The organism is Flavobacterium sp. (genome assembly GCF_031537875.1).
Classification (GTDB): domain Bacteria; phylum Bacteroidota; class Bacteroidia; order Flavobacteriales; family Flavobacteriaceae; genus Flavobacterium.
Window position 1 is genome coordinate 184,253 of the sequence record NZ_JAVKNB010000011.1, and the last position, 22,101, is coordinate 206,353.

Sequence of the window (22,101 nt, forward strand, 5' to 3'; positions counted from 1 at the left end):
TAAAGTTATTTAATTATTTCGTTGAATTCCAAACGTTCTCCATCGGGGCCTAAAATATTGAAATATTTACACCCTTTGTTCCAAAAATTAAGAAACACAGGTTCATTTTCGAGAACGATAAAATTGTTTTCTTTCAGGGTTTTGAATGTCAAATCGGCATCATCAACATCAAAAGCAATGTGGTCAATATGACCGTCTTTTCTGTTTTTGATTTCAGGCAAATGAGAAGCAGGCAATTGGTATAATTCGAGTATCATGGTATTGCGTTCCATCATGGCTACAATGCCTCCTTTTTCTCCTTCAATTTCGAAAGTAGAAGGCATCACATTTTTAAAACCTAATCGTTCGTAAAAAGCAATTGATTTATCCATGTTAGAAACAGGAATACCAATGTGTTGTATGTGATTTATTTTTAAATTCATGAATTTTAAATTTGCATAAATTCACTAATAGTTTCAGGTGAAATTTTCGGATTAGCACCTTCATTTTGAGCTACTAAGGCGCCTAAAGCGCAAGCGAAATTAATAGCGTTTTGGGGTGTAACTCCCGTCAATAATTGGGTTAACAAACCAGCCAAAAATGAATCTCCAGCACCTACGGTATCAGCAACTTTAATTTTATAGCCACTATTGTAAAACAATTGATTGTCATACAGTAAAACGGCACCATGACTGCCTTTGGTTACACAAATATGGTTGGTGTTGGTTTTCTCAGCAATAAACTGAATATTTTGTTCCAAAGAATGAAAAGGAGAACCTAAATACTCGCTGATTTCATACAATTCATCATCATTAAATTTGATAAAATCAGCTTTGTTCATTAAGTCTAAAAGTAATTCTTTAGTATAAAAAGGGGTTCTTAAATTCACATCAAAAATTTTATATTTAGCTGAATTTAAAAGAGTTAATAAGCTTTTGTACGAAGTGTTGTCCCGGCATGCCAAACTTCCAAACACGAGTGCATCGGCATTGGTTACTACTTTTTGTGCTTCGGGAGTAGCTTCAATTTTGTCCCAAGCTACAGGATAATTAATCGTGTAAGAAGCTGAACCTTTTTCATCTAATTGTACTAATACTTCACCCGTTGCAAAGGTAGTGTCAACCTGAATAGCATCTGTACTGACCCCATTTTCTTTCACAAAATCAAGTAATTCGTTTCCTATTTCATCTTGTCCAATGCGGCTGATGATTTGGGTGTCAATACCTAAAGATGCCATTCTTAGGCCTACGTTTAATGGGGCTCCTCCGATTTTTCTGTGCGTTGGAAAAACGTCAAATAAGACTTCACCAAAACAAACTATTTTTGTAGACATATTTGTTATTTTTTAGATAAACTTTCAGATAATTCTTCTAATGTTCTTCCTTTTGTTTCAGGCATTTTGAAGAACACCCATAGCAATTGGAATACCATCATGATACAGAAAATAGCAAATACAGTGGTGGTTCCAATTTCTTTAAATAAAAACGGAATAAATGATGGTATTAAAGCTGCCAAAACCCAGTGAACTGATGTTCCAAAAGAAGTTCCAGCTGCTCTTAATTTGTTTGGAAATAATTCAGAAATGAATACCCAAATTACAGCTCCTTGACCAATAGCGTGTGAAGCAATGAACAAAAAGAAAAATAGCGGCACCGCCATTCCTTTCCATTCGTAATAAAAGGCTGTAGTTACTAATCCTAAAGAAATAATATAGCCTACAGATCCTAGATACATCAAGGTTTTGCGACCGTATTTGTCAATTAATGAAATACCAATCATGGTAAATAATAAGTTGATGACACCTATTCCAATACTACTTAAAAAAGAAGCTGATTTTTCTAATCCTGCTAATTCAAAAATACGGGGTGCATAATATAAAAAGGCGTTAATTCCAGAAAGCTGATTGAAAAAAGCAATAAAAAAAGCCAACAACAAAGGCGTTCTGTATTTTTTCATAAAAATAGATTCATTTTTGACCTCTTGAGCGGTTTCTTTTTCAATAGCTGCCATTTCTTCTTCGGCTTGCGCATCAGTATTGATTTGTTTTAGAATCGAAATAGCTTGCGCTCTATCTTTTTTGTATTCAAAAATCCAACGCGGACTTTCTGGAATTCCAAAAACCAATAAAGTATATACAAAAGCTGGAAAAGCTTGAATTCCAAGCATCCAACGCCATGAATTCTCTCCAATATCTTGCAAATAAAAATTAGAAGTGAAAGCAATTAGAATTCCAAAAACAATATTGAATTGATATAAGGCTACCAATTTTCCACGGTCTTTGGCTGGAGCAATTTCTGAAACATAAGTAGGTGCGGCAATGGTAGAGGCTCCAATCCCAATTCCGCCAAGGAATCTGAATATTGAAAAGATAATAGAATCGGTTGCAAAAGCAGTTCCTATTGCTGAAATAAAGAACAAAAGTCCAATCAAAATCAGCGTCTTTTTTCTTCCTAAAATATTGGTGGGGTAGGAACCAAATATAGCTCCAATTACCGTTCCCCAAAGTGCAGATGACATTACGACTAATCCGTGGTATAAATCAGAAGAACCCCATAATTGCTGTAATTGTTTGTCGGCTCCTGAGATTACTACAGTGTCAAAACCGAATAAAAATCCTGCCAATGCTACTACAATGGACCAGTATAGAATTTTTTTGTTGTTCATTTTTTTTTAGTTTTTGTGGTTGAGTTAATATTAAGTTGGTAAGGGACTCTATTACCAAATTCTTTTAACAGAGTCGATGGTTAATTTTTTAATTTCTTGATTATTAATTGACTGAATAGATAGTTTAGTATAAGGTTGGTTTGGAAAAATTTGTTCAGTAAAAGCGTAAACCCCGCCATTTAAGAAAACCTCAATAGAAGACCAGTCTAGAATAACTTGAAAATCGATTGATTTCGAAATCAAATTAGTGGTAGGTGTAGTATGGATTTTTTCTCCAAAACTTTTTTCGAAATTCACTTTTCCAGAATGTCGTCTGTCGATTGAAAATAGTTGTTTTTTAGCATTGTAATGTAATACTAGCGAGTCATTTGCTTCATTAGAAAAAACTAATTTCAAGTCTTTATTTTGAGATTGGAATTTAATTTGAGATTGATTCAAATTAGAGTACACAAAAGTCTTTTTCTCGCCTTTTTTAATTTCAATTTTTTCTTTTGAAAAGTCTGTAGTTAAAAGTTTTTCGAATTGTTCTAACGGTTGGCTTTGTAATACATAATCTTCCTTAATTTTTGCAAGTGAAAGCGTTCTTGGCAATGTCATTGCACTTCGCCAATTTGTTGTTGGGGTATTTCTAGCATAATTCCAATTACTCATCCAACCTATAAAAATACGATCTTCGTTTGGAGCGTCATTGTAAGTGACTCCGGCATAATTATCGGTGCCGTAATCTATCCATTTTGTTTCTTTTTGAGAAGTGCTAAACGCTTTTCCGTCAAAATCGCCTACAAAATATTGAGTAGCCGAACCACCATTGGGTGCGCCTGGATTGATACTTACTGAAAGTACCCATTTTTCTTCTTGGCTTCCTTCTACTTTGATTTTAAATAGATCAGGACATTCCCAAACACCTCCGTGAGCGCCTCTATTTTGTCCAAATTCACTTTCTAAATTCCAATTGATTAAGTTGTTTGAAGTATAAAATTGAGCACGATCACCGGCAACTAAAACGAGATTCCAATTTTTTGCTTCTTCGTTCCAGAAGACTTTAGGGTCTCTAAAATCGCGCATAGTAGCATTGCCAATGATTGGATTGCCTTCGTATTTTTTCCAAGTCATTCCTTCGTCTAAACTATAGGCTAAGCCCTGAGATTGCATATTGATTTTTCCTGCCTTTTCAAATTCCATATTGTGGTAAGTGAAAATAGCAATCATAGGTGGATTTTCTTTGGTGCCAAGTCCTGAAGTGTTATTCACATCCATTACAGCACTTCCTGAAAAAATCAATCCTAATTCGTCTGGGAATAAGGCAATTTTTTGGTGTTTCCAATGAATTAAATCTGTACTTGTTGCGTGTCCCCAGTGCATAGGTCCCCAGACAATGTCTTCAGGGTAATATTGGTAAAACAAATGATAGGTTCCTTTGTAAAATAACATGCCGTTAGGGTCGTTCATCCATTTTTTTTCAGGAGTAAAATGAAATTGCGGTCGGTAAGATTCTTGGTAATATTGGGTTGAATCAATATGTATTGATTCTTTCGATGAAATTATAATAGATTTGTTTTTTTGCGCTTGGCAATTAAAAGAGTATAGTAAGCTTATAAATAAGCTAAATACAATTATTTTATTCCATTGGTACTTCATCTTGTTTTTTTTGAATTGCTAAAAATAGTATTCTTTTTATGAATAGTGAACTTTGTCGTATTGATAAGTCTATAGATTTATTCCGAAAACGTTGTCGGTATTTAAATTCATAGTTTTAATAGGTATCTAAAATTGCGTTAAGATTAATGTATTATGTTTGAAAGACGTAATTGTCTGTTCTTTAAACCCTATTATATTAAACCATGAATTTAAATTTCGAAAAGAGTTGTATTAAAAAGTGCTATTTGATTGTAAATTTACTTTTTATGACTATACAGTTGAGTGCTCAAAAAGTGACTATTCCTATTGCTACTGATAATCACATGATTTTGATGCAGACGGATAATTTGAATCGATTGAGAACCATATATTTTGGTAAACCTTTACAAAATCAAAGTGAATTCGAAGCGGTTGGATTTAATTATAGTTATGACGAAAACAACTCGGGAATTTATAATTCGTCTTATACGCCAACGGGAACTTGGAATTTGTCGGAACCAGCTATTCAAGTTAAGCATGCTGATGGTAATCCATCATTAGAATTGAAATATAGCAGTCACAAAAAAGAACAAATTGATGCCAATACTTCCATAACTAGTATTGTCTTAAAAGACCCAGCTTATCCTTTTGAAGTAGTTTTGTTTTATAAAATTTGGTCAAAAGAAAATGTCATTGAGCAATGGACAGAAATTAGACATAACGAGAAAAAAGCAGTCGTATTACAAAAATATGCTTCAGCAAATTTGTATTTTTCAAATAAAGATTTTTACCTGACTAGTTTTCAAGGTGAATACTTGAAAGAAATGCAACCTATTGAAACCAAACTAGAACAAGGAATCAGAACTCTTGATTCTAAATTAGGAACAAGAGCCATGTTGCTCCAAACACCAAACTTTATCGTTTCTTTTGGCAAACCTGCTTCTGAAAATGAAGGAACTGTCTTATTAGGACAATTGGCTTGGAGTGGTAATTTTAAATTGGACTTTGAAATTGATTCGCACAAAAATTTGCGTTTGATTACTGGAATCAACCCCTTTGCTTCAGAATATGCTTTAGTGCCCAACGAAACGTTTAAAACGCCTTCTTTAATTTACGCTTTATCTGATAATGGAATGGGTGAGGCTAGTAGGAATTTACAAAATTGGGCTAGAAAATATCGTGTATTAGATGGAGAAGGAGAACGATTGACGTTATTAAACAATTGGGAGGCGACTTATTTTGATTTTGATGAAAATAAAATTTCTGGCTTGTTCAAAGGAGCAAAAGAGATTGGAGTTGATTTATTTCTTTTAGACGATGGTTGGTTTGGAAATAAATATCCACGTAACAATGACGATGCTGGTTTGGGAGATTGGCAAGAAAATAAAAAGAAATTGCCTCATGGTTTAGGTTATTTGGTAAAAGAAGCTAAAAAAGAGGGAGTGAAATTTGGAATCTGGATTGAGCCAGAAATGGTAAATCCGAAAAGTGAGTTGTACGAAAAACATCAAGATTGGGTAATTCGTCAACCAGAACGTCCTGAAATTTATTATAGAAATCAATTGGTTTTGGATTTGTCCAATCCAGAGGTTCAAAATTTCGTTTTTGGAATCGTAGACAATCTATTTGTCAAAAATCCAGAATTGGCTTTTATTAAATGGGATTGTAATGCTGTAATCTATAATGCCTATTCTGCTTATTTGAACAAAAAGGGATTACCTCAATCTAATTTGTATGTTGATTACATCAAAGGGTTGTATAAGGTGTTAGGGCGTATTCGTGCTAAATACCCTAAGGTCCCTATGATGTTGTGTTCTGGCGGAGGTGGTAGAGGTGAATATGAATTTTTAAAATATTTTACAGAGTTTTGGCCAAGTGATGATACTGAACCTTTAGAGCGTATTTTTCTTCAGTGGAATTATTCGTATTTTTTTCCTTCTATAACTACAGACAACCATGTGACTGATTGGGGGAAACAGCCTTTGAAGTTTAGAGTAGATGTGGCTAGTATGGGAAAATTGGGCTTTGATATCGTAACGGATCATTTGAGTGAAAAGGATAAGCAGTTTTGCAAACAAGCGATTTCAAACTATCATTCCTTTAAAGAAGTGGTTTGGCATGGGGATCAATAACGTTTGGTAAACCCATATCAAAATGACATTGCTTCTGTAATGTATGTCGATAAAGATAAAACTAAAGCAGTAGTTTTTAATTATTTAGTCAACAACAGATTTAATATCACAGCGACCAAAAGACCTGTAGTTTTCAATGGGTTAGATGCAAAGAAAAAATATATGGTTAAGGAAATTAATGTATATCCTGGTATAGAATCAACTTTAAAACCGAGGGCTGTTTTTTCAGGCGATTTTTTGATGAAAGCGGGTTATAATCCTGATGTGAATCTAAAAAGAACCAGTGTTATTCTAGAAATTAACGAGGTTAAATAATACCTCTTAATTTTTTCATAATAAAAGCTTTCAGTCTTCATATAGATTGGAAGCTTTTATTGTTTTTAAAGAATTCGTAATAAAATTTAATTTTGAGGCTTTTTATTAGATATAATTCATCGTTTTTTCAACGTATTTGATTTAATTGTATAAAATGTGTTTTTTTAGTTCGTTTTTTTTACAAATAAGCTATTTTTTCATTTGTTTTTTTATGGTATTAATTTTTAAATCGAAAACGTTTTCGATGCCCCGAAAACGATATAGTTCACTTTTTCTTAATTTTTTCATAAAATTAGTATTATGTTTGGAGCAATATTTAAAACAAACCATTTATTAACCAACTTATTTATTACGTATGAAAAATAGTCTACTAAAAGGCTTGATGGTTTTCTTAACCATGCTATGTACAAGTTTGACATATTCACAGGATGTGTCAGGTACCGTATCCGATGCTAGCGGACCTCTTCCAGGGGCTTCTGTATTAGTTAAAGGAACGACAAAAGGAGCGCAAACAGATTTTGATGGTAAATTTACTATCAAGAATGTTGGCTCAAACGCAGTTTTAGTTTTTAGTTACATTGGTCTTAAATCTCAAGAAGTAAATGTAGCAGGAAGAAGTAACATTAAAGTTACTTTAAAAGAAGATTCAGCAGAATTAAAAGAAGTAGTCGTTATCGGTTACGGTTCTGTGAAGAAAAAAGATGCAACTGGTGCGGTTGATCAATTAAGCTCTAAAAGCTTTGATAATGTTGGTGCTCCGTCTCCAGCTGACTTGCTAAGAGGTAAAGTATCTGGTGTACAGGTAACTTCTCAAAGTGGTGAGCCAGGAGCAGGTTCTAGTATTAGAATCCGTGGTAACTCATCTATTCGTTCAGGAAATGGACCACTTATCGTTGTTGATGGTGTGCCTTTGGATGGTGGTGATGTAACTGCTGGTGGAAGTGATATTGGTTTGGGAGGTTCTTCTGCAAGAAATCCATTGAACTTTATCAACCAAAACGATATCGAAAGTATGACAATTCTTAAAGATGCGTCTTCTACTGCAATCTATGGTTCTCGTGGAGCTAATGGTGTTGTAGTTATTACTACTAAAAAATCGAAATCAAAAGAACCACAATTAACTTATTCAAATTCATTTACTTTCAGTTCTTTAGCTAGTAACTTGAAAATGATGAATTCTTCTGAATTTGTTGCAAATGGAGGAGCTAACAATGGTGGATCAGGGTACAACTGGGAAAATGCAATTTTAAGAAATGCATTCTCAACTAACCATGATGTAGCTTTTACTAAATCTACTGAGAATTCATCTACTCGTTTGTCTATCGGAGCTTCTAATACAGAAGGTGTCGTTAAAAACACTGGTTTAGATAAATATACTTTCTCTTTCAATAATTCAAATGATTTCTTTGGAGGTGCTTTGAAAATTGATACTAAAGTAAACTATTCAAGTTTAAAAGATCAATCTGCTTTGATTTCTAACAGTGCAGGTTATATTGGTAACTTAATTGGTTCTGCTTTATACTGGAATCCAACAAATAAATTGTACAATACTAATGGTACTTACAATGTAGTTAGTAATACATTTATTAACCCAGTACAGTTAGCAAATGCTTATACTGATTATGCAAATACTAGTAAATTATTAGCTAGTGTAAAATCTACATTGAAAATCAATGACAATTTGAACTACCAGTTCTTATTTGGTATTGAAACTTCTACTTCTACTAGAAAGTTCCAATTGGATCCAACTATTGATATCCAAAACGTAGCTCAAGCTACTCCTCCAGGATCTTCTACTCCTAAATTTGGACAAGCTGGTATATCTGGTATTGAAAAATTCAATAAAACATTCGAACATACTTTGAACTACAACAAAACGTTCAATGATAATTTCGTATTCGATGCTTTAGCAGGTTATTCTTACTACCAATACAACGCTAATGGTAACGATGTTTCTGCAAAAGGATTTGATGCTAATCAAATGAACTTAATCGATAATATCGAAGGTGGTTTGCAAAACGAATACCGTGCTTCTTCTTGGAAAAACCAAGTAGAATTACAATCATTCTTTGGAAGAGTAAATGCTACTTTATACAAAAAATTATTAGTAACAGCTACTTTACGTGCTGACGGTTCTACTAAATTAGGAAAAAATAATAAATATGGTTCTTTCCCTTCTGTAGGTCTTGGGTATAAAGTTTTTGAAGATAAAGCTGGTATTCTTAACAGTTTAAAAGTTAGAACTAACTATGGTGTTACTGGTAACCAAGAATTTGCTGTAAACTCAGCTGTTGCTCGTGCATCTTATGGATTGAATGGTTCATTAAATGTGGATACTAACGCAAATGCAGATTTGAAATGGGAAACTACAACTTCATCTGGTGTAGGTGTTGATTTCGGATTGTTCAATAATAGATTAACAGGTACTGTTGATTATTTCCAAAGAAATACTAAGGATTTAATTTTCCCAGTACCATCTGCAGCTACTCAACCAGGACCACCATCTCCTCGTTTTGTGAACTTGCCAGGAAACTTAATCAACAAAGGGTATGAGGTAAGTGCAAACTACAAAATCATCAACTCTGATAAATTGACTTGGGATGTTTCTGCAAACGCTTCATTCTTGAGTAACAAAATGGAAAACTTCGCTGGATTTATCCAAGCAGGGGCTTTACATGGACAAGGTTTATCTGGAGCATATGCTCAAGTAGTTACAAACAACGAGCCAATCTACAGCTACTATATGTATGAGTGGAGAGGATATGATGCTAACGGTGCTTCTATCTATGCTGATGCTTCTGGAGCTGATGCTTCTTTAGGTTTAGCTGCTAAAAAATTAGTTGGAAAAACTGGTTTGCCAAAAATGAACTTAGGTTTCTCTACTAACGTAACTTACAAAAACTTTGACGCTGCAGTTTCATTCTACGGAGCTTTTGGTCATTATTTGTATAACAATACAGCTAATGCTTATTTCTTCAAAGGTGCTTTCCTAGGAGGAAGAAACGTTCCTGCTAGTGTTGCTACTTCAGCTCAAGCTCAAGGAGATCCAAACTCACCTTCTACTAAATACTTAGAAAAAGGAGATTTCTTAAGAATGGGTAACTTAACTGTTGGTTATACTTTCTCTGGAACTGCTTTAGAGAAATTGAAAATCAAATCAGCTCGTTTCTTTGTGAATGGTCAAAACTTATTGTTATTTACTAACTATTCTGGTTTTGATCCTGAGGTGAACACAGATAAATCACTTAACGGTGTGCCATCTGCAGGTATCGATTATTTATCTTACCCACGTTCAAAAGCATTTGCTTTAGGTCTTAATGTAACTTTTTAATACTAATATCAATGAAAAGAAATAATATAATTAAAGGATTATTATACTTAGGTGTAGTTTCTTTTAGCATCGGATGTACTAACTTAGATGAAAAAATCTTAGATGGTGTTTCCAATGATACTTCTGGAGGAGGTACCATTAATACTGCTGCAACTTTAGTTTCGGCTTATGAAGGGTTAAGAGATTTTAATGGTCAAGGTGGTGTATACGCTTTGAATGAAATGTCTACTGACGCTATGGTAGGACCAACTCGTGGAGGTGACTGGGATGATAATGGAGTTTGGAGACAAATCCATACACAAACTTGGGCTCCAGATCATGGTGAGGTTAAAAATGCATGGAACTCTTTGTTATCAAATGTATACAAATGTAATTTGGTAATTGAAAATGGAGGAACTGCTGCTCAAGTAGCAGAGGCTCGTTTCTTACGTGCTTGGTATTACTATAATGTAGTCGATTTGTTTGGTCAAGTACCATACAGACCAGCTGGTTCAAGTTCATTAGATGATCCAAAAGTATGGTCTCGTTCTGAGGCTACTGATTTCATCATAACTGAATTAGAAGCTATTGTGAATTCTTTACCTGCAAGAACAGCTAATGATGCTAGTATTGCTAATAAAGATGCGGCTCACTTTTTGTTAGCTAAAGTATACTTAAACAAAGGTGTGTTTAAAGCTACTGCGCCTGCAGGACCTTACACTTTTGACGCTGCTGATATGACTAAAGTGGTACAACACGTTGATGCTTTAACTAATACTTTAGATACTACTGTTGGAACGGGATACTGGAATAACTTCCAACCAAACAACAATACATCTAACGAAATTATCTGGTCTTCAAAAAATATTCAAGGTGGAGCAGGTGGTGGAATGCAGTCTAAATGGAGAATGTGTAATCACTACAACCAAACTCCAGACGGATGGAATGGATTTGCTACTGTAGCTGATTACTATAGTAATTTCAATGCTGCAGATAAACGTGCACACTTTGCTGTTCCTGGATATACTTATACTGTTGATGCAAATGGTAGAGGTGTTGGTTTCTTAGAAGGTCAAATGTATAAACTAGGAACTGTAAGTCCTGCTAATGCATTGAAAGACAGAAACAATAATCCGTTGAATTTTACTTCTGCTATTACTTTGATTACTTCAGGTGCTACACTTGAAACAGCAGGGGTACGTGGTATTAAATATGTTCCGGATGCGGCTAACCTTAGTAATCCAGATAATGATTTGATCTTGATGCGTTTGTCAGATGCTTTATTAATGAAAGCGGAAGCAATCACTAGAGGTGGTACAGGTACTGGAGTAGCTACTATTTTATCTAACCTTGCTACAAGAGCTGGAGTTTCTGCTGCTGCTGCAACTTTAGATGGTATTTATGCTGAAAGAGGTAGAGAGTTATGGTGGGAAGGATGGAGAAGAAACGATGCAATTCGTTACGGAAAATTCTTAGCTGCTAGAGCTTTGAAACCATACGCTTCAGATGCTAAATACTTATTGTATCCAATTCCTGCGGATGCATTATTTAACTCTAATTTGAAACAAAATCCTGGATACTAATTATTCTTGATTTTTGATTAAATAGTTATAAGGAGGGTATTTTTACCCTCCTTATTTTTTATATATAAAGAGCCTTATTGAGGCTCTTTTTTTAGTTTATATATCACTATTTTAGGATGTTTTTAATTTTTTTATATACTGAAAATTCCATAAATTGCTCGCTATATATTTATTATAATTAATTCATTAGTAATGATGTTAAAACGTATTCTATTTTTCTTCCTTTCTGTTGCCTTGGCAAGTTGTTCAAAAGGGAATTCAGATTCTTTATTTACCAAATTAGAGTCGTCTCAAACGGGTATTGATTTCCAAAATGAGGTTACCAATGGTAAGAATATGAATATTTTTAAATACCGTAATTTTTACAATGGTGGAGGGGTAGCGATTGGCGATATTAACAATGATGGCTTAGCCGATGTTTTTTTTACGTCTAATCTTGGAGAGAATAAATTGTACTTGAATAAAGGAAATTTTAAATTTGAAGATATTACTTCTAAATCAGGCGTCAATGGCAAAAAGGCTTGGTCAACTGGTGTTGTAATGGTCGATATTAATGGAGATGGATTTTTAGACATCTATGTTTGTGATGCTGGAAATAATATTGATGCGATTAGAAAAAGTCAATTGTATATTAATAATGGAAATAGCACTTTTACTGAGAAAGCAGCAGAATATAATTTAGCAGATACTGGAATCACTACACATGCTGCCTTTTTTGATTATGATAAAGATGGTGATTTAGATTGTTATATTTTGAATAATAGTTTTATACCTGTGAGTTCGTTAAACTATTCTAATAAAAGAGAACTTAGAGATAAAGATTGGGATGTCGCTGATATCTTAAAAGGAGGCGGAGATAAACTGATGCGCAATGACAATGGAAAATTTGTTGATGTTAGTGAGTCTGCAGGGATTTATGGAAGTTTGATAGGTTTTGGTCTAGGGGTTACTGTTGGAGATGTGAACGGAGATTTATATCCAGATATTTATATTTCAAATGATTTTTACGAAAGAGATTATTTGTATATCAATAATAAAAACGGAACTTTTTCAGAACAAATTCAAACATGGGCAACACATATTAGCCAATCTTCTATGGGTGCTGATATGGCTGATATTAATAATGATGGTAAAGCCGATGTGTTTACAACAGACATGTTACCAGAAGGTGACGAACGTTTAAAAACCACCACAAGTTTTGATAATTACGATCTATTGACTCGTAAATTACATATGGATTTCTTTAATCAATACATGGCTAATGCGTTGCATATCAACGATGGGACTAGATTTACTGAAATTGCTAATTATGCAGGTGTAGCCAAAACCGATTGGAGTTGGGGTGCACTTTTATTCGACATGGATAATGACGGCTATAAAGATATTTACGTGTGTAACGGAATCTATCATGATTTAACGAATCAAGATTTTATGGACTTCTTTGCCAATGAATTAATGCAAAAAATGATTGTTACTGGAAAAAAAGAAGAAATAGAAACGATTATTGCTAAGATGCCTAGTACGCCTATTCCTAATTATGCTTATAAAAATAATCATAATCTAACTTTTACAAACAATGCTACTAATTGGGGATTAGATACCCCAAGTTTTTCAAATGGTGCGGCTTACGGCGATTTGGATAATGATGGTGACTTGGATTTAGTAGTCAATAATGTGAACATGGAATCGTTTGTGTATCGAAATAATTCGGAGAAAAACAAAGCGAATCATTTTGTTAAAGTTAAATTGAAAGGTACTGCTCAAAATAAATTTGCTGTGGGTAGTGTAGTAGAATTGTACTCTGGTAAAGAGACCATACGTCAAGAATTAATCCCGTCAAGAGGTTTTCAGTCTTCTATTGATTATGTGATGACTTTTGGATTGGGGAATAAAAAAATAGATTCTTTACAAGTCATTTGGCCAAATGGTAAATCAAAAACAATTAAAAAAGTAGCTTTAAACACCACGATTAATTTATCGATTGCTGATGCAACATCAGATTATGTTTTTAAAACAACTCAGCCAAAAGCATTGTTCAAAGAAGTAAAATCAAATTTTGCAGCTCATAAAGAGAATGATTATATTGATTTTGATTACGAAGGTTTGATTTCTAAAATGCTTTCTCAAGAAGGCCCATCATTAGCAGTTGGCGATATTAATGGTGACGGAAACGAGGATGTCTTTATTGGCGGAGCCAAAGGACAATCAGGTAAAATTTATCTAAATAAAGGCAATAATAACTTTGCGGTTACGGCACAAAAAGCCTTGGATACCGATGCTAATTTTGAAGATACTGCGGCTAGTTTTTTTGATGCTGATAGTGATGGTGATTTGGATTTGTTAGTAGGTTCAGGAGGCAATGAAAGAACAAGCCCTGATAATTATTTGAATCGTTTGTATTTGAATAACGGTAAAGGAATATTTGTAAAATCAACTACTGTTATCCCTTCTGCAAACACTAATGTTTCGGTAATTGCACCGTATGATTTTGATAATGATGGAGATGTTGATGTATTTGTTGGAAGTAGAAGTGTTCCTGGTATATATGGAATTGATCCAAAACATTTGTTATTAGAGAATGACGGCAAAGGTAATTTTACCAACGTTATTGATAAAAAGGCTTTTAAATTGAATGCAACAGGAATGATTACCGATGCGGTTTGGGAAGATATAGATAATGACAATAAGAAAGACTTAATTATTGTAGGTGATTGGATAGCACCGCAAATTTTCAAAAATACAGGAAGACGTTTGGCTGCTTTCAAATCGAATTTGAGTAATTCTTCAGGATTTTGGAATTCCGTACAATGTGTCGATTTGAATAATGATGGTAAAAAAGATTTTATTATAGGAAATAAAGGTACAAATACGTCCTATAAGGCTTCGGCTAAAAATCCTATGAAATTGTTTGTAAATGATTTTGATAGCAATGGAACGATTGAACAAATTTCAACTCGTTCTATCGAAGGAAGAGATATGCCAATTAATTTAAAGCAAGAATTGGCAAAACAGATTCCATCTATTAAAAAGAAAAATTTGAGTTATGGCGATTATGCAAAAAAATCAGTACAGGAGATTTTTGCTCAAGATATAATCACTAATTCATTGCAAAAAACAGCGGTGATCCAAGAAAGTATTGTTGCTATTAATAAGGGGAATGGACAGTTTGAAATAAAGGCATTACCAAATCAAGTTCAGTTTTCAACTGTAAATACGAGTTGTGTTATGGATGTAAATAAAGATGGCATCTTAGACATTATTCTTGGTGGAAATCAATATGAATTTAAGTCGCAGTTTGGGCGATTAGATGCTAATCATGGAAGTGTTTTGTTAGGAAACAAAAAAGGAGAGTATTCTTGGTTACCGTATGCTAATTCTGGTTTCTTTATTACAGGTGAAGTGCAAAAGATGAGAATAATTAAGAACAAAAATAATGCAACAGCTATTTTAGCGGTGCTCAATAATAATACTCCAAAACTATTTACAAGCAATGAATAATTTTATTAAAATAGGTTTAGTATCATTGCTTTTTGTTAGTTGTACTAAGAAAGAGAATCAATTGTTTGAAAAGCTATCGCCAGATGCTAGTAATGTGAAGTTTTCGAATCAACTAGACGAGTCAAAAAACATTTCTATTTTGGATTATCTCTATTATTATAATGGTGGAGGAGTTGCTTTGGGAGATATTAATAATGACGGATTAGTCGATATTTATTTTACATCCAATCAAGGAAAAAACAAATTATATCTTAACAAGGGAGGAAACAAATTTGAAGATATTTCTGTTAAGGCTGGAGTAGAAGGCGAAAGTGATTGGCAAACCGGTTCGATTATGGCTGATGTAAATGGAGATGGATACCTTGATATCTATGTTTGCGCTGTGGTAGGTATTAATGGTTTCGAAGGCCACAATGAGTTATATATTAATAATAAAAACAATACGTTTACAGAGAGTGCTTCAGAATATGGTTTGGATATTGATAACTACAGTACATCAGCAGCATTCTTAGATTATGATAATGATGGTGATTTGGATATGTACTTATTAAATCATGCGGTGCATTCAGAGTCATCTTTTGGTAAAGCAGATATTCGAAATAAAAGAAGCTATGAATGTGGGGACAAATTATTCCAAAATAATAACGGACATTTTGTTGACGTTAGTGAAAAGGCAGGAATTTTTGGTGGAGCCAATGGATACGGTTTAGGAATAGCAGTTTCTGATTTTAATCTAGATGGGAATCCGGATATTTATGTGTGTAATGATTTTCATGAAGATGATTATTATTATTTGAATAACGGAGATGGCACTTTTACAGAGAGTATGAGAAATTATTTCGGTCACACTAGCAGATTCTCAATGGGAGTTGATGCCGCGGATATTAATCATGATGGTTTTCCTGATTTAATGACGCTAGATATGCTTCCTGAAAATGAAACTGTTTTAAAATCTTCTGCAGGTGATGACAACCCTCAAATGTTAAAATACCGAACAGAAAAATTAGGGTACCATTATCAATATACACGAAACATGCTGCAAATTAATCAAGATGGAAAGCATTTTACTGAAGTAGCTTTGTTAAGCGGAGTGGCTGCTACAGACTGGAGTTGGAGCACTTTGTTTGCCGATTATGACCAAGATGGAGAACAAGATATTTTTGTATGTAATGGAATTCCAAAACGTCCTAATGATTTGGATTATGTGAAATACTATTCTAATGAAAATATTAAAACTAAAATTACCACTACGAAATTATTAGACAAACAGGCTTTGAAAAAGATGCCAAAAGGGAATGTTTCCAACTATGTATTTCAAGGAGGTAAGGATTTGAAATTTAAAAACAGATCGAATGATTGGATAGAAAATGATTCTATTATTTCTAATGGTGGGGCTTATGCAGATTTGGACAATGATGGTGATTTAGACGTAGTAACTAATAATTTAAATAGTGTTGCCTCTATTTATATCAATAAAACAAATGAAAAAGCCAATTATTTAAAATTAAAATTACGCTTTGGGGGTAAAAATACTTTCGGAATAGGCAGTAAAGTGATTTCGTATGTAAAAGGGAAAAAACAATACAAAGAAATTCAAACTACTCGTGGCTTTCAATCCAGTTCAGAACCGATTATTCATTTTGGGTATGGAAAAACGAGTCAAGTAGATTCGGTTCAAATTATTTGGCCAGATAAAACGTATCAGACAATTAAAAATGTAAAAACGAATCAAACACTTACAATTCAGTCGGCTAAGAATCGTAGATCATTTAATTATGCAAAATTGCATCCTGGGGTAGTACCGATTTTTAAAAAATCCGGGACTAATTTAGGGATTGATTTTATACATCAAGAAAATGACTTTGTTGATTTTACCGCTCAAAAATTAATTCCGTACCAGCGTTCCGATAGAGGACCAGCTACAGTTGTTGGAGATTTGAACAATGATGGGAAAAGTGATATTTTCTTTGGTGGAGCACAAGGAAAACAAGCCGCAATTTACCTTCAAAATGGGAATGGATTTTCAAAAAAGGTTTTCCCTTCGATAGTTTCGGATTCTATATACGAAGACGCTTCTGCAGTGATAGCCGATTTCAATGGTGATCACCAGAATGATTTAGTTGTAGCTTCTGGAAGCGGACAATATGCAGCTGATTTGGTTCATAGATTGTATTTAGGAAATGGGCTAACTAAAAGTGTTTTCCCAAATACGAATGCAATGAATGCTTCGGTTATTAAAACAATTGATTATGATAATGATGGCGATTTAGATTTATTTATTGGTAATAATTCTAAATCAAATAGTTTTGGAAGAATGCCAGATTGTTATTTGTTGAACAACAATAATGGAGTTTTTAGCTTGGTTCAAACAAAAACTTTTGCTGCAATAGGTATGGTGACCGATGCAGTGGTAACCGATTTTAATAAAGATGGTAGTCAAGATTTGATTGTAGTTGGAGAATGGATGAAACCTAGATTTTTTGCCAATAGTAAAGGAAATTTCAAAGAAGTTACAGAAAGCGTGTTGCCAGGAAATCAAAATGGATTATGGCAAGCTATTACCTCTTTTGATATTGACCATGACGGTGATCAAGATTACTTAGTTGGTAATTGGGGATTGAATTCAAAATTCAAATCGTCCCAAGAATTTCCTATGAAAATGTATTATGATGATTTTGATACTAATGGAACATTTGAAACGATAGTTGCTATCGAAAAAAACGGGGACTATTATCCCACAATGGGATTAGATGAATTAGCGGAAGAATTTAGTGGAATGTTGAAGAAAAAATTCAATTCTTATAAATCATTTGCAGGAAAAACATTAGAAGAAATTTTTGATCCAAAAATGTTAGAAAAAGCAGCTTTATTTGAAGTGCATAATTTGAAATCGGGTTATTTAAGAAACGATAAAGGGAAATTTACGTTTGTTCCATTTTCTAATAAAATGCAAGTGAGCCCAATTACTAGTTTTGTAAAAAACGATTTTGATGGTGATGGAAAAGAAGAAGTTTTTGCAGCAGGAAATTATTTTGGAGTAAGCCCGTACCATAGTCGATTTGATGGTTTTTCAGGAGCTTTGATTAAAGACCAAAAAACAATTTATTTAGGAAATCAAATTGGAATTGATTTGACACAAAAAGCGGTAAGACATTTAGATATTATTATTTTGAATAGTAAAAAATATCTTTTGGTTACTATCAATAATAAAAAAGCGGAAGTGTATGAACTTCCAATGTCTAAAAATTAAAAATCAAATAATTAAAATGAAAACTAAAATTTATCTTTTAGGATTGATGGTAGTTCTTTTTTCTTCATGTAAAAAAGACCAACCTATTGTGGTAACTACTGATGATTATTGTGCGGCAGTCGACACTGTAACAGGAATTATGGTGCATGATATTTTTTCGCCTCCAGTAGCGAGTAGAATTTATGCGTATCCAAATATTGCGGCTTATGAAATTATAGCTCAAAATAGTCCTAAATACAAAAGCCTGCAAGGACAATTGAAAGGTTTAGATTCTATCCCGGTTTTAGATGCTAAAAGTGGTGTTAATCAAAAATTAGCAGCATTGATTGCTCAAATGGAAGTAAGTAAACAATTGGTTTTTTCAGAAGAAGCTTTGGAAAAATATAGAGATAGTTTGTATAAAAAATGGAGTAACGAAAACCAAAAGGAATTTGATGTTTCTAAAGAATATGCATTAAAAGTTGTAGATAGAATAAAAGCGTGGATGGGTAAAGATAATTACAAACAAACTCGAACTTATCCTAAGTTTTCTGTTCATACCGATCAACCTGGAAGATGGCAACCAACACCTCCAGCTTATATGGACGGGGTAGAACCACATTGGGGGGAAATCAGAACTTTAGTGATGGACTCGGCCTCACAGTTTAAACCCAAAGCACCGCATCCGTTTTCAACAGATAAAAACTCTTTATTTTATAAAGAAGCTAAAGAAACGTATGATGTTGGTAATATGATTTCTAAAAAATTGATTGAGATGGAAAATACTAAAACAACTGTAATTCCAGAAGAATCAGCCATTGCCACTTTTTGGGATTGTAATCCCTATGCAACAGTAACACAAGGTCACATGATGTTTGCCAAAAAGAAAAATTCACCCGATGCGCATTGGATTAATATTACTAAGATTGCTCTGAAAAAAACGAAATCAGATTTTGAAACAACGGTTTTTGCTTTTACCAAAACATCAATCGGTATATTTGAAAGTTTTATCAGTTGTTGGCATGAAAAGTACAGAACGAACGTGATTCGTCCTGAAACCTATATTAATTTGTACATCGATGAAAATTGGAAACCACAATTACAAACACCTCCTTTTCCAGAGTACACAAGTGGTCACTCTGTTGCTTCCTCTTGTTCGTCGGTTATCCTAACTTCTATTTTTGGAGATAATTTTAGCTATACAGATGATTCTGAAATCCCGTTTGGGTTGCCAAAAAGAAATTTCAAATCATTCAAACAAGCAGCTTCAGAAGCTTCAATCAGTAGATTGTATGGCGGAATTCATTATAGAGCTGCTATAGAAAACGGCGTAGTTCAAGGAACTAATCTTGGGAATTATATTAACGGTAAAATTAATTTTTTTAAATCTAAATAAATCAAATCTATACAATGAATACTAAAATTAAATGGTCAATTAGTGCAATTTTAATCGCTTTCTTTGGCTGGTATTTTTTAATTAAACAATCGGATTATATAATTTCGTTTAAGGCTAAAGCTGCTACAGGTACTATATCGCAAGGTATTCAAGAATGGGCAACTAATCAGAATAAAGCGGGTAAGGAACTAGCAACTGTTTTAGAAAAAAAAGGATATGAATTTTTACAATTGGAGTTGTCTAGAGGGAATCATAAAATAGACTACAATTGCGAAATTATTTCTTTAAATGATTCGATTTCCCAAGTAAATATTGGTGTTAAGGAATTAGGTCATAGCCTGTATAATCGTATAACAGCTCCTTTTATTGACACTCCTTTTAAAAAAGAACAGATTGCTAAAGTAACCGATTTTAAAAATGGTCTTGATCAACATTTGAAAGCGTTTAAGGTTAAGATTGAAGGAGAAGGAGCTTCCAAATCAGAATTTGTAGCTTATATAACTTTAACAAGTATTATGTCTGAAAAAGCACAAAAAATGATTGCTAGTGATAACATTATTACGGGTTATTTACAAAAAAACAGCATTAAAATTATTGGACATCCTTATGTTGAAATTACCAATTGGGATAGAGATAAAGAAACATTAACATTCAACTATTGTTTTCCCGTTTCTAAAAATGCAACTCAAGTGGCTGATCCTAATGTGAAATTCAAAGTAATTCCCGCAATGAAAGGATTGAAAGCAACGTATTACGGAAATTTCAGGACCTCTGATCGTGCTTGGTTTGCGTTATTGGATTATGCTAAAAGAAATGATATTGAGCTAGAAAATAAAGTGCTTGAAAATTTTCTAGCTAATCCTTTCAATGGAGGAAACGAATTAGAATGGGAAACTAAAATCATCATCCCTTTCGCTTCAAAATAAACATTGTTTTTTCTTAGATAAAGTACACAACCCGAAAACGTTTTCGCCTCATACGAAAACGTTTTTTGGTTGAATAGGGTTTTAGATTGTTATTTTACGACTACTTTTATGTGCTAACCAAATAAACTAAACCCAATGAGTGCGAAATTAAAATTAAATTTTTGGCAAATCTGGAACATGAATGTTGGATTTTTTGGTATCCAATACAGTTTCGGTTTGCAGCAAAGTGCTGTAAATCCCATTTATGATTTTTTACACGCTAGTCCAGATCAAATTCCATTACTAAATTTAGCAGGACCTGTAACGGGTCTTTTGATACAACCCCTTATTGGAGCTATGAGTGATAACACTTGGCATCCTCGTTGGGGAAGACGTAAGCCCTATTTTTTTGTAGGAGCTTTGTTGTGTAGTATTGCATTGTTGTTGTTCCCATTTAGTAGTTCATTATGGATGGCAGCTGGTTTACTTTGGATTTTAGATGCAGGGAATAATACCGCTATGGAGCCTTATAGAGCCTTTGTTGCTGATAAATTAGATGCTGATCAGCAACCTGTAGGTTTTCAAATGCAGAGTTTCTTTACGGGGTTTGGACAAACACTGGCTAATTTATCTTTGTTTATATTTCCATTAATTTTTATTGGTAAAACAGGTTCGTTGCCTACTTGGATTTATGCCTCATTCTTTTTAGGGTCGGTTTGTTCTATTGGAACCATTTGGTGGAGTATGAAAACAACACCCGAAATTCCGCCAACAGAAGAAGAATTAGCAGTTATGAGAGCTAAAAAAGGTGGGATTATCGAACCGATAGTTGAGATTTTTGGTGCTATTGGCGAAATGCCAAAAGTGATGTGGCAACTGGCATTGGTGTATTTATTTCAATGGTATGCGCTTTTTTGTTATTGGCAAAATTCATCAAAAAGTATTGCGCTGTCTGTTTGGAATGCTACACCAGATAGTAATCCGGCTGCTTATGAAACAGCTGTGGGTTGGACAGGATTGGTTAATGGTTGGTATAATATTGTAACGTTCTTAATCGCTTTCGCTTTAGTTGGTTTTGCTAAGAAATTTAGCCCTAAAAATGTACATGCTTTTTGTTTGTTATTAGCTGCTTTAGGCTTTTTAGCATTTCCACACATAGCCAATAAATACCTGTTATTTGTTGCTATTACTGGTTTTGGAATCGGTTGGGCCAGTATGATGGGTATCCCGTATTTAATGGTAGTAGCTGATATTCCAAAAGAACGTTATGGTGTTTATATGGGAATTATTAATATGATGATTGTAATTCCTATGATTATTCAAAACTTGACATTTGGTTATATCTTGAAAAATTTCTTAAATAATGATCCACGATTAGCCATCACTTTTGCAGGTGCATTATTATTAATAGGTACTTTTTGTACGCTATTGATTAAGACAAAGAAAGTATCTCATTAAACCAAAACAAAATAC

Annotated in this window: 13 protein-coding genes; 9 read left to right on the forward strand and 4 right to left on the reverse strand. The window is 33.6% G+C overall.

All coding sequences use genetic code 11. The features are described from left to right. Positions 1-5 precede the first annotated feature (5 nt). The 4 genes from RMR09_RS08110 to RMR09_RS08125 are packed head-to-tail and all read right to left on the reverse strand — an operon-like array spanning position 6 to position 4,281. Positions 6-422: a VOC family protein gene (locus tag RMR09_RS08110; protein WP_310595294.1), complete on the reverse strand. Its 417-nt coding sequence runs from the start codon at positions 420-422 to the stop codon at positions 6-8. 5 nt (positions 423-427) lie between these two features. Next, positions 428-1,312, reverse strand: a complete 885-nt coding sequence (locus tag RMR09_RS08115; protein WP_310595295.1) for a carbohydrate kinase — start codon at positions 1,310-1,312, stop codon at positions 428-430. A 5-nt stretch (positions 1,313-1,317) separates the two neighbouring features. Continuing rightward, positions 1,318-2,643 carry a sugar porter family MFS transporter gene (locus RMR09_RS08120; RefSeq protein WP_310595296.1) on the reverse strand — a complete coding sequence of 442 codons (1,326 nt, stop codon included), beginning with the start codon at positions 2,641-2,643 and terminating at the stop codon, positions 1,318-1,320. Positions 2,644-2,694: 51 nt separating this feature from the next. Further along, a complete protein-coding gene (locus RMR09_RS08125) occupies positions 2,695-4,281 on the reverse strand; it encodes a glycoside hydrolase family 32 protein (RefSeq protein ID WP_310595297.1) in 1,587 nt (528 codons plus the stop codon). 203 nt (positions 4,282-4,484) lie between these two features. On the opposite strand from RMR09_RS08125, the gene RMR09_RS08130 reads away from it, so the two are divergent. From RMR09_RS08130 to RMR09_RS08170, 9 genes are all read left to right on the forward strand, one after another. After that, the gene (locus tag RMR09_RS08130; RefSeq protein WP_310595298.1) at positions 4,485-6,392 is read left to right on the forward strand and encodes an alpha-galactosidase; all 1,908 of its coding nucleotides are present in this window, start codon (positions 4,485-4,487) and stop codon (positions 6,390-6,392) included. A gap of 3 nt (positions 6,393-6,395) precedes the next feature. Continuing rightward, a complete protein-coding gene (locus tag RMR09_RS08135; protein ID WP_310595299.1) occupies positions 6,396-6,707 on the forward strand; it encodes a GH36 C-terminal domain-containing protein in 312 nt (103 codons plus the stop codon). A gap of 355 nt (positions 6,708-7,062) precedes the next feature. Then, entirely contained in the window at positions 7,063-10,038 is a 2,976-nt protein-coding gene (locus tag RMR09_RS08140) for a SusC/RagA family TonB-linked outer membrane protein (RefSeq protein ID WP_310595300.1), read from the forward strand. Positions 10,039-10,049: 11 nt separating this feature from the next. Beyond that, on the forward strand, positions 10,050-11,600 hold the full coding sequence (locus RMR09_RS08145) for a RagB/SusD family nutrient uptake outer membrane protein (protein ID WP_310595301.1): 1,551 nt from the start codon (positions 10,050-10,052) through the stop codon (positions 11,598-11,600). Positions 11,601-11,795: 195 nt separating this feature from the next. Continuing rightward, the gene (locus tag RMR09_RS08150; RefSeq protein WP_409070961.1) at positions 11,796-15,098 is read left to right on the forward strand and encodes a VCBS repeat-containing protein; all 3,303 of its coding nucleotides are present in this window, start codon (positions 11,796-11,798) and stop codon (positions 15,096-15,098) included. Next, positions 15,091-18,348 (forward strand): VCBS repeat-containing protein, encoded by a 3,258-nt coding sequence (locus RMR09_RS08155; protein WP_310595303.1) that lies wholly within the window; start codon positions 15,091-15,093, stop codon positions 18,346-18,348. The genes RMR09_RS08150 and RMR09_RS08155 overlap by 8 nt, the downstream gene beginning before the upstream one ends. A 16-nt stretch (positions 18,349-18,364) precedes the next feature. Beyond that, complete coding sequence (locus RMR09_RS08160; RefSeq protein WP_310595304.1) at positions 18,365-19,723, forward strand: vanadium-dependent haloperoxidase; 1,359 nt, start codon at positions 18,365-18,367, stop codon at positions 19,721-19,723. Between the two features lie 14 nt (positions 19,724-19,737). Further along, positions 19,738-20,649, forward strand: coding sequence for a GyrI-like domain-containing protein (locus RMR09_RS08165; protein WP_310595305.1), 912 nt, complete (start codon positions 19,738-19,740; stop codon positions 20,647-20,649). Between the two features lie 135 nt (positions 20,650-20,784). Further along, positions 20,785-22,086: an MFS transporter gene (locus RMR09_RS08170; protein ID WP_310595306.1), complete on the forward strand. Its 1,302-nt coding sequence runs from the start codon at positions 20,785-20,787 to the stop codon at positions 22,084-22,086. Positions 22,087-22,101 lie beyond the last annotated feature (15 nt).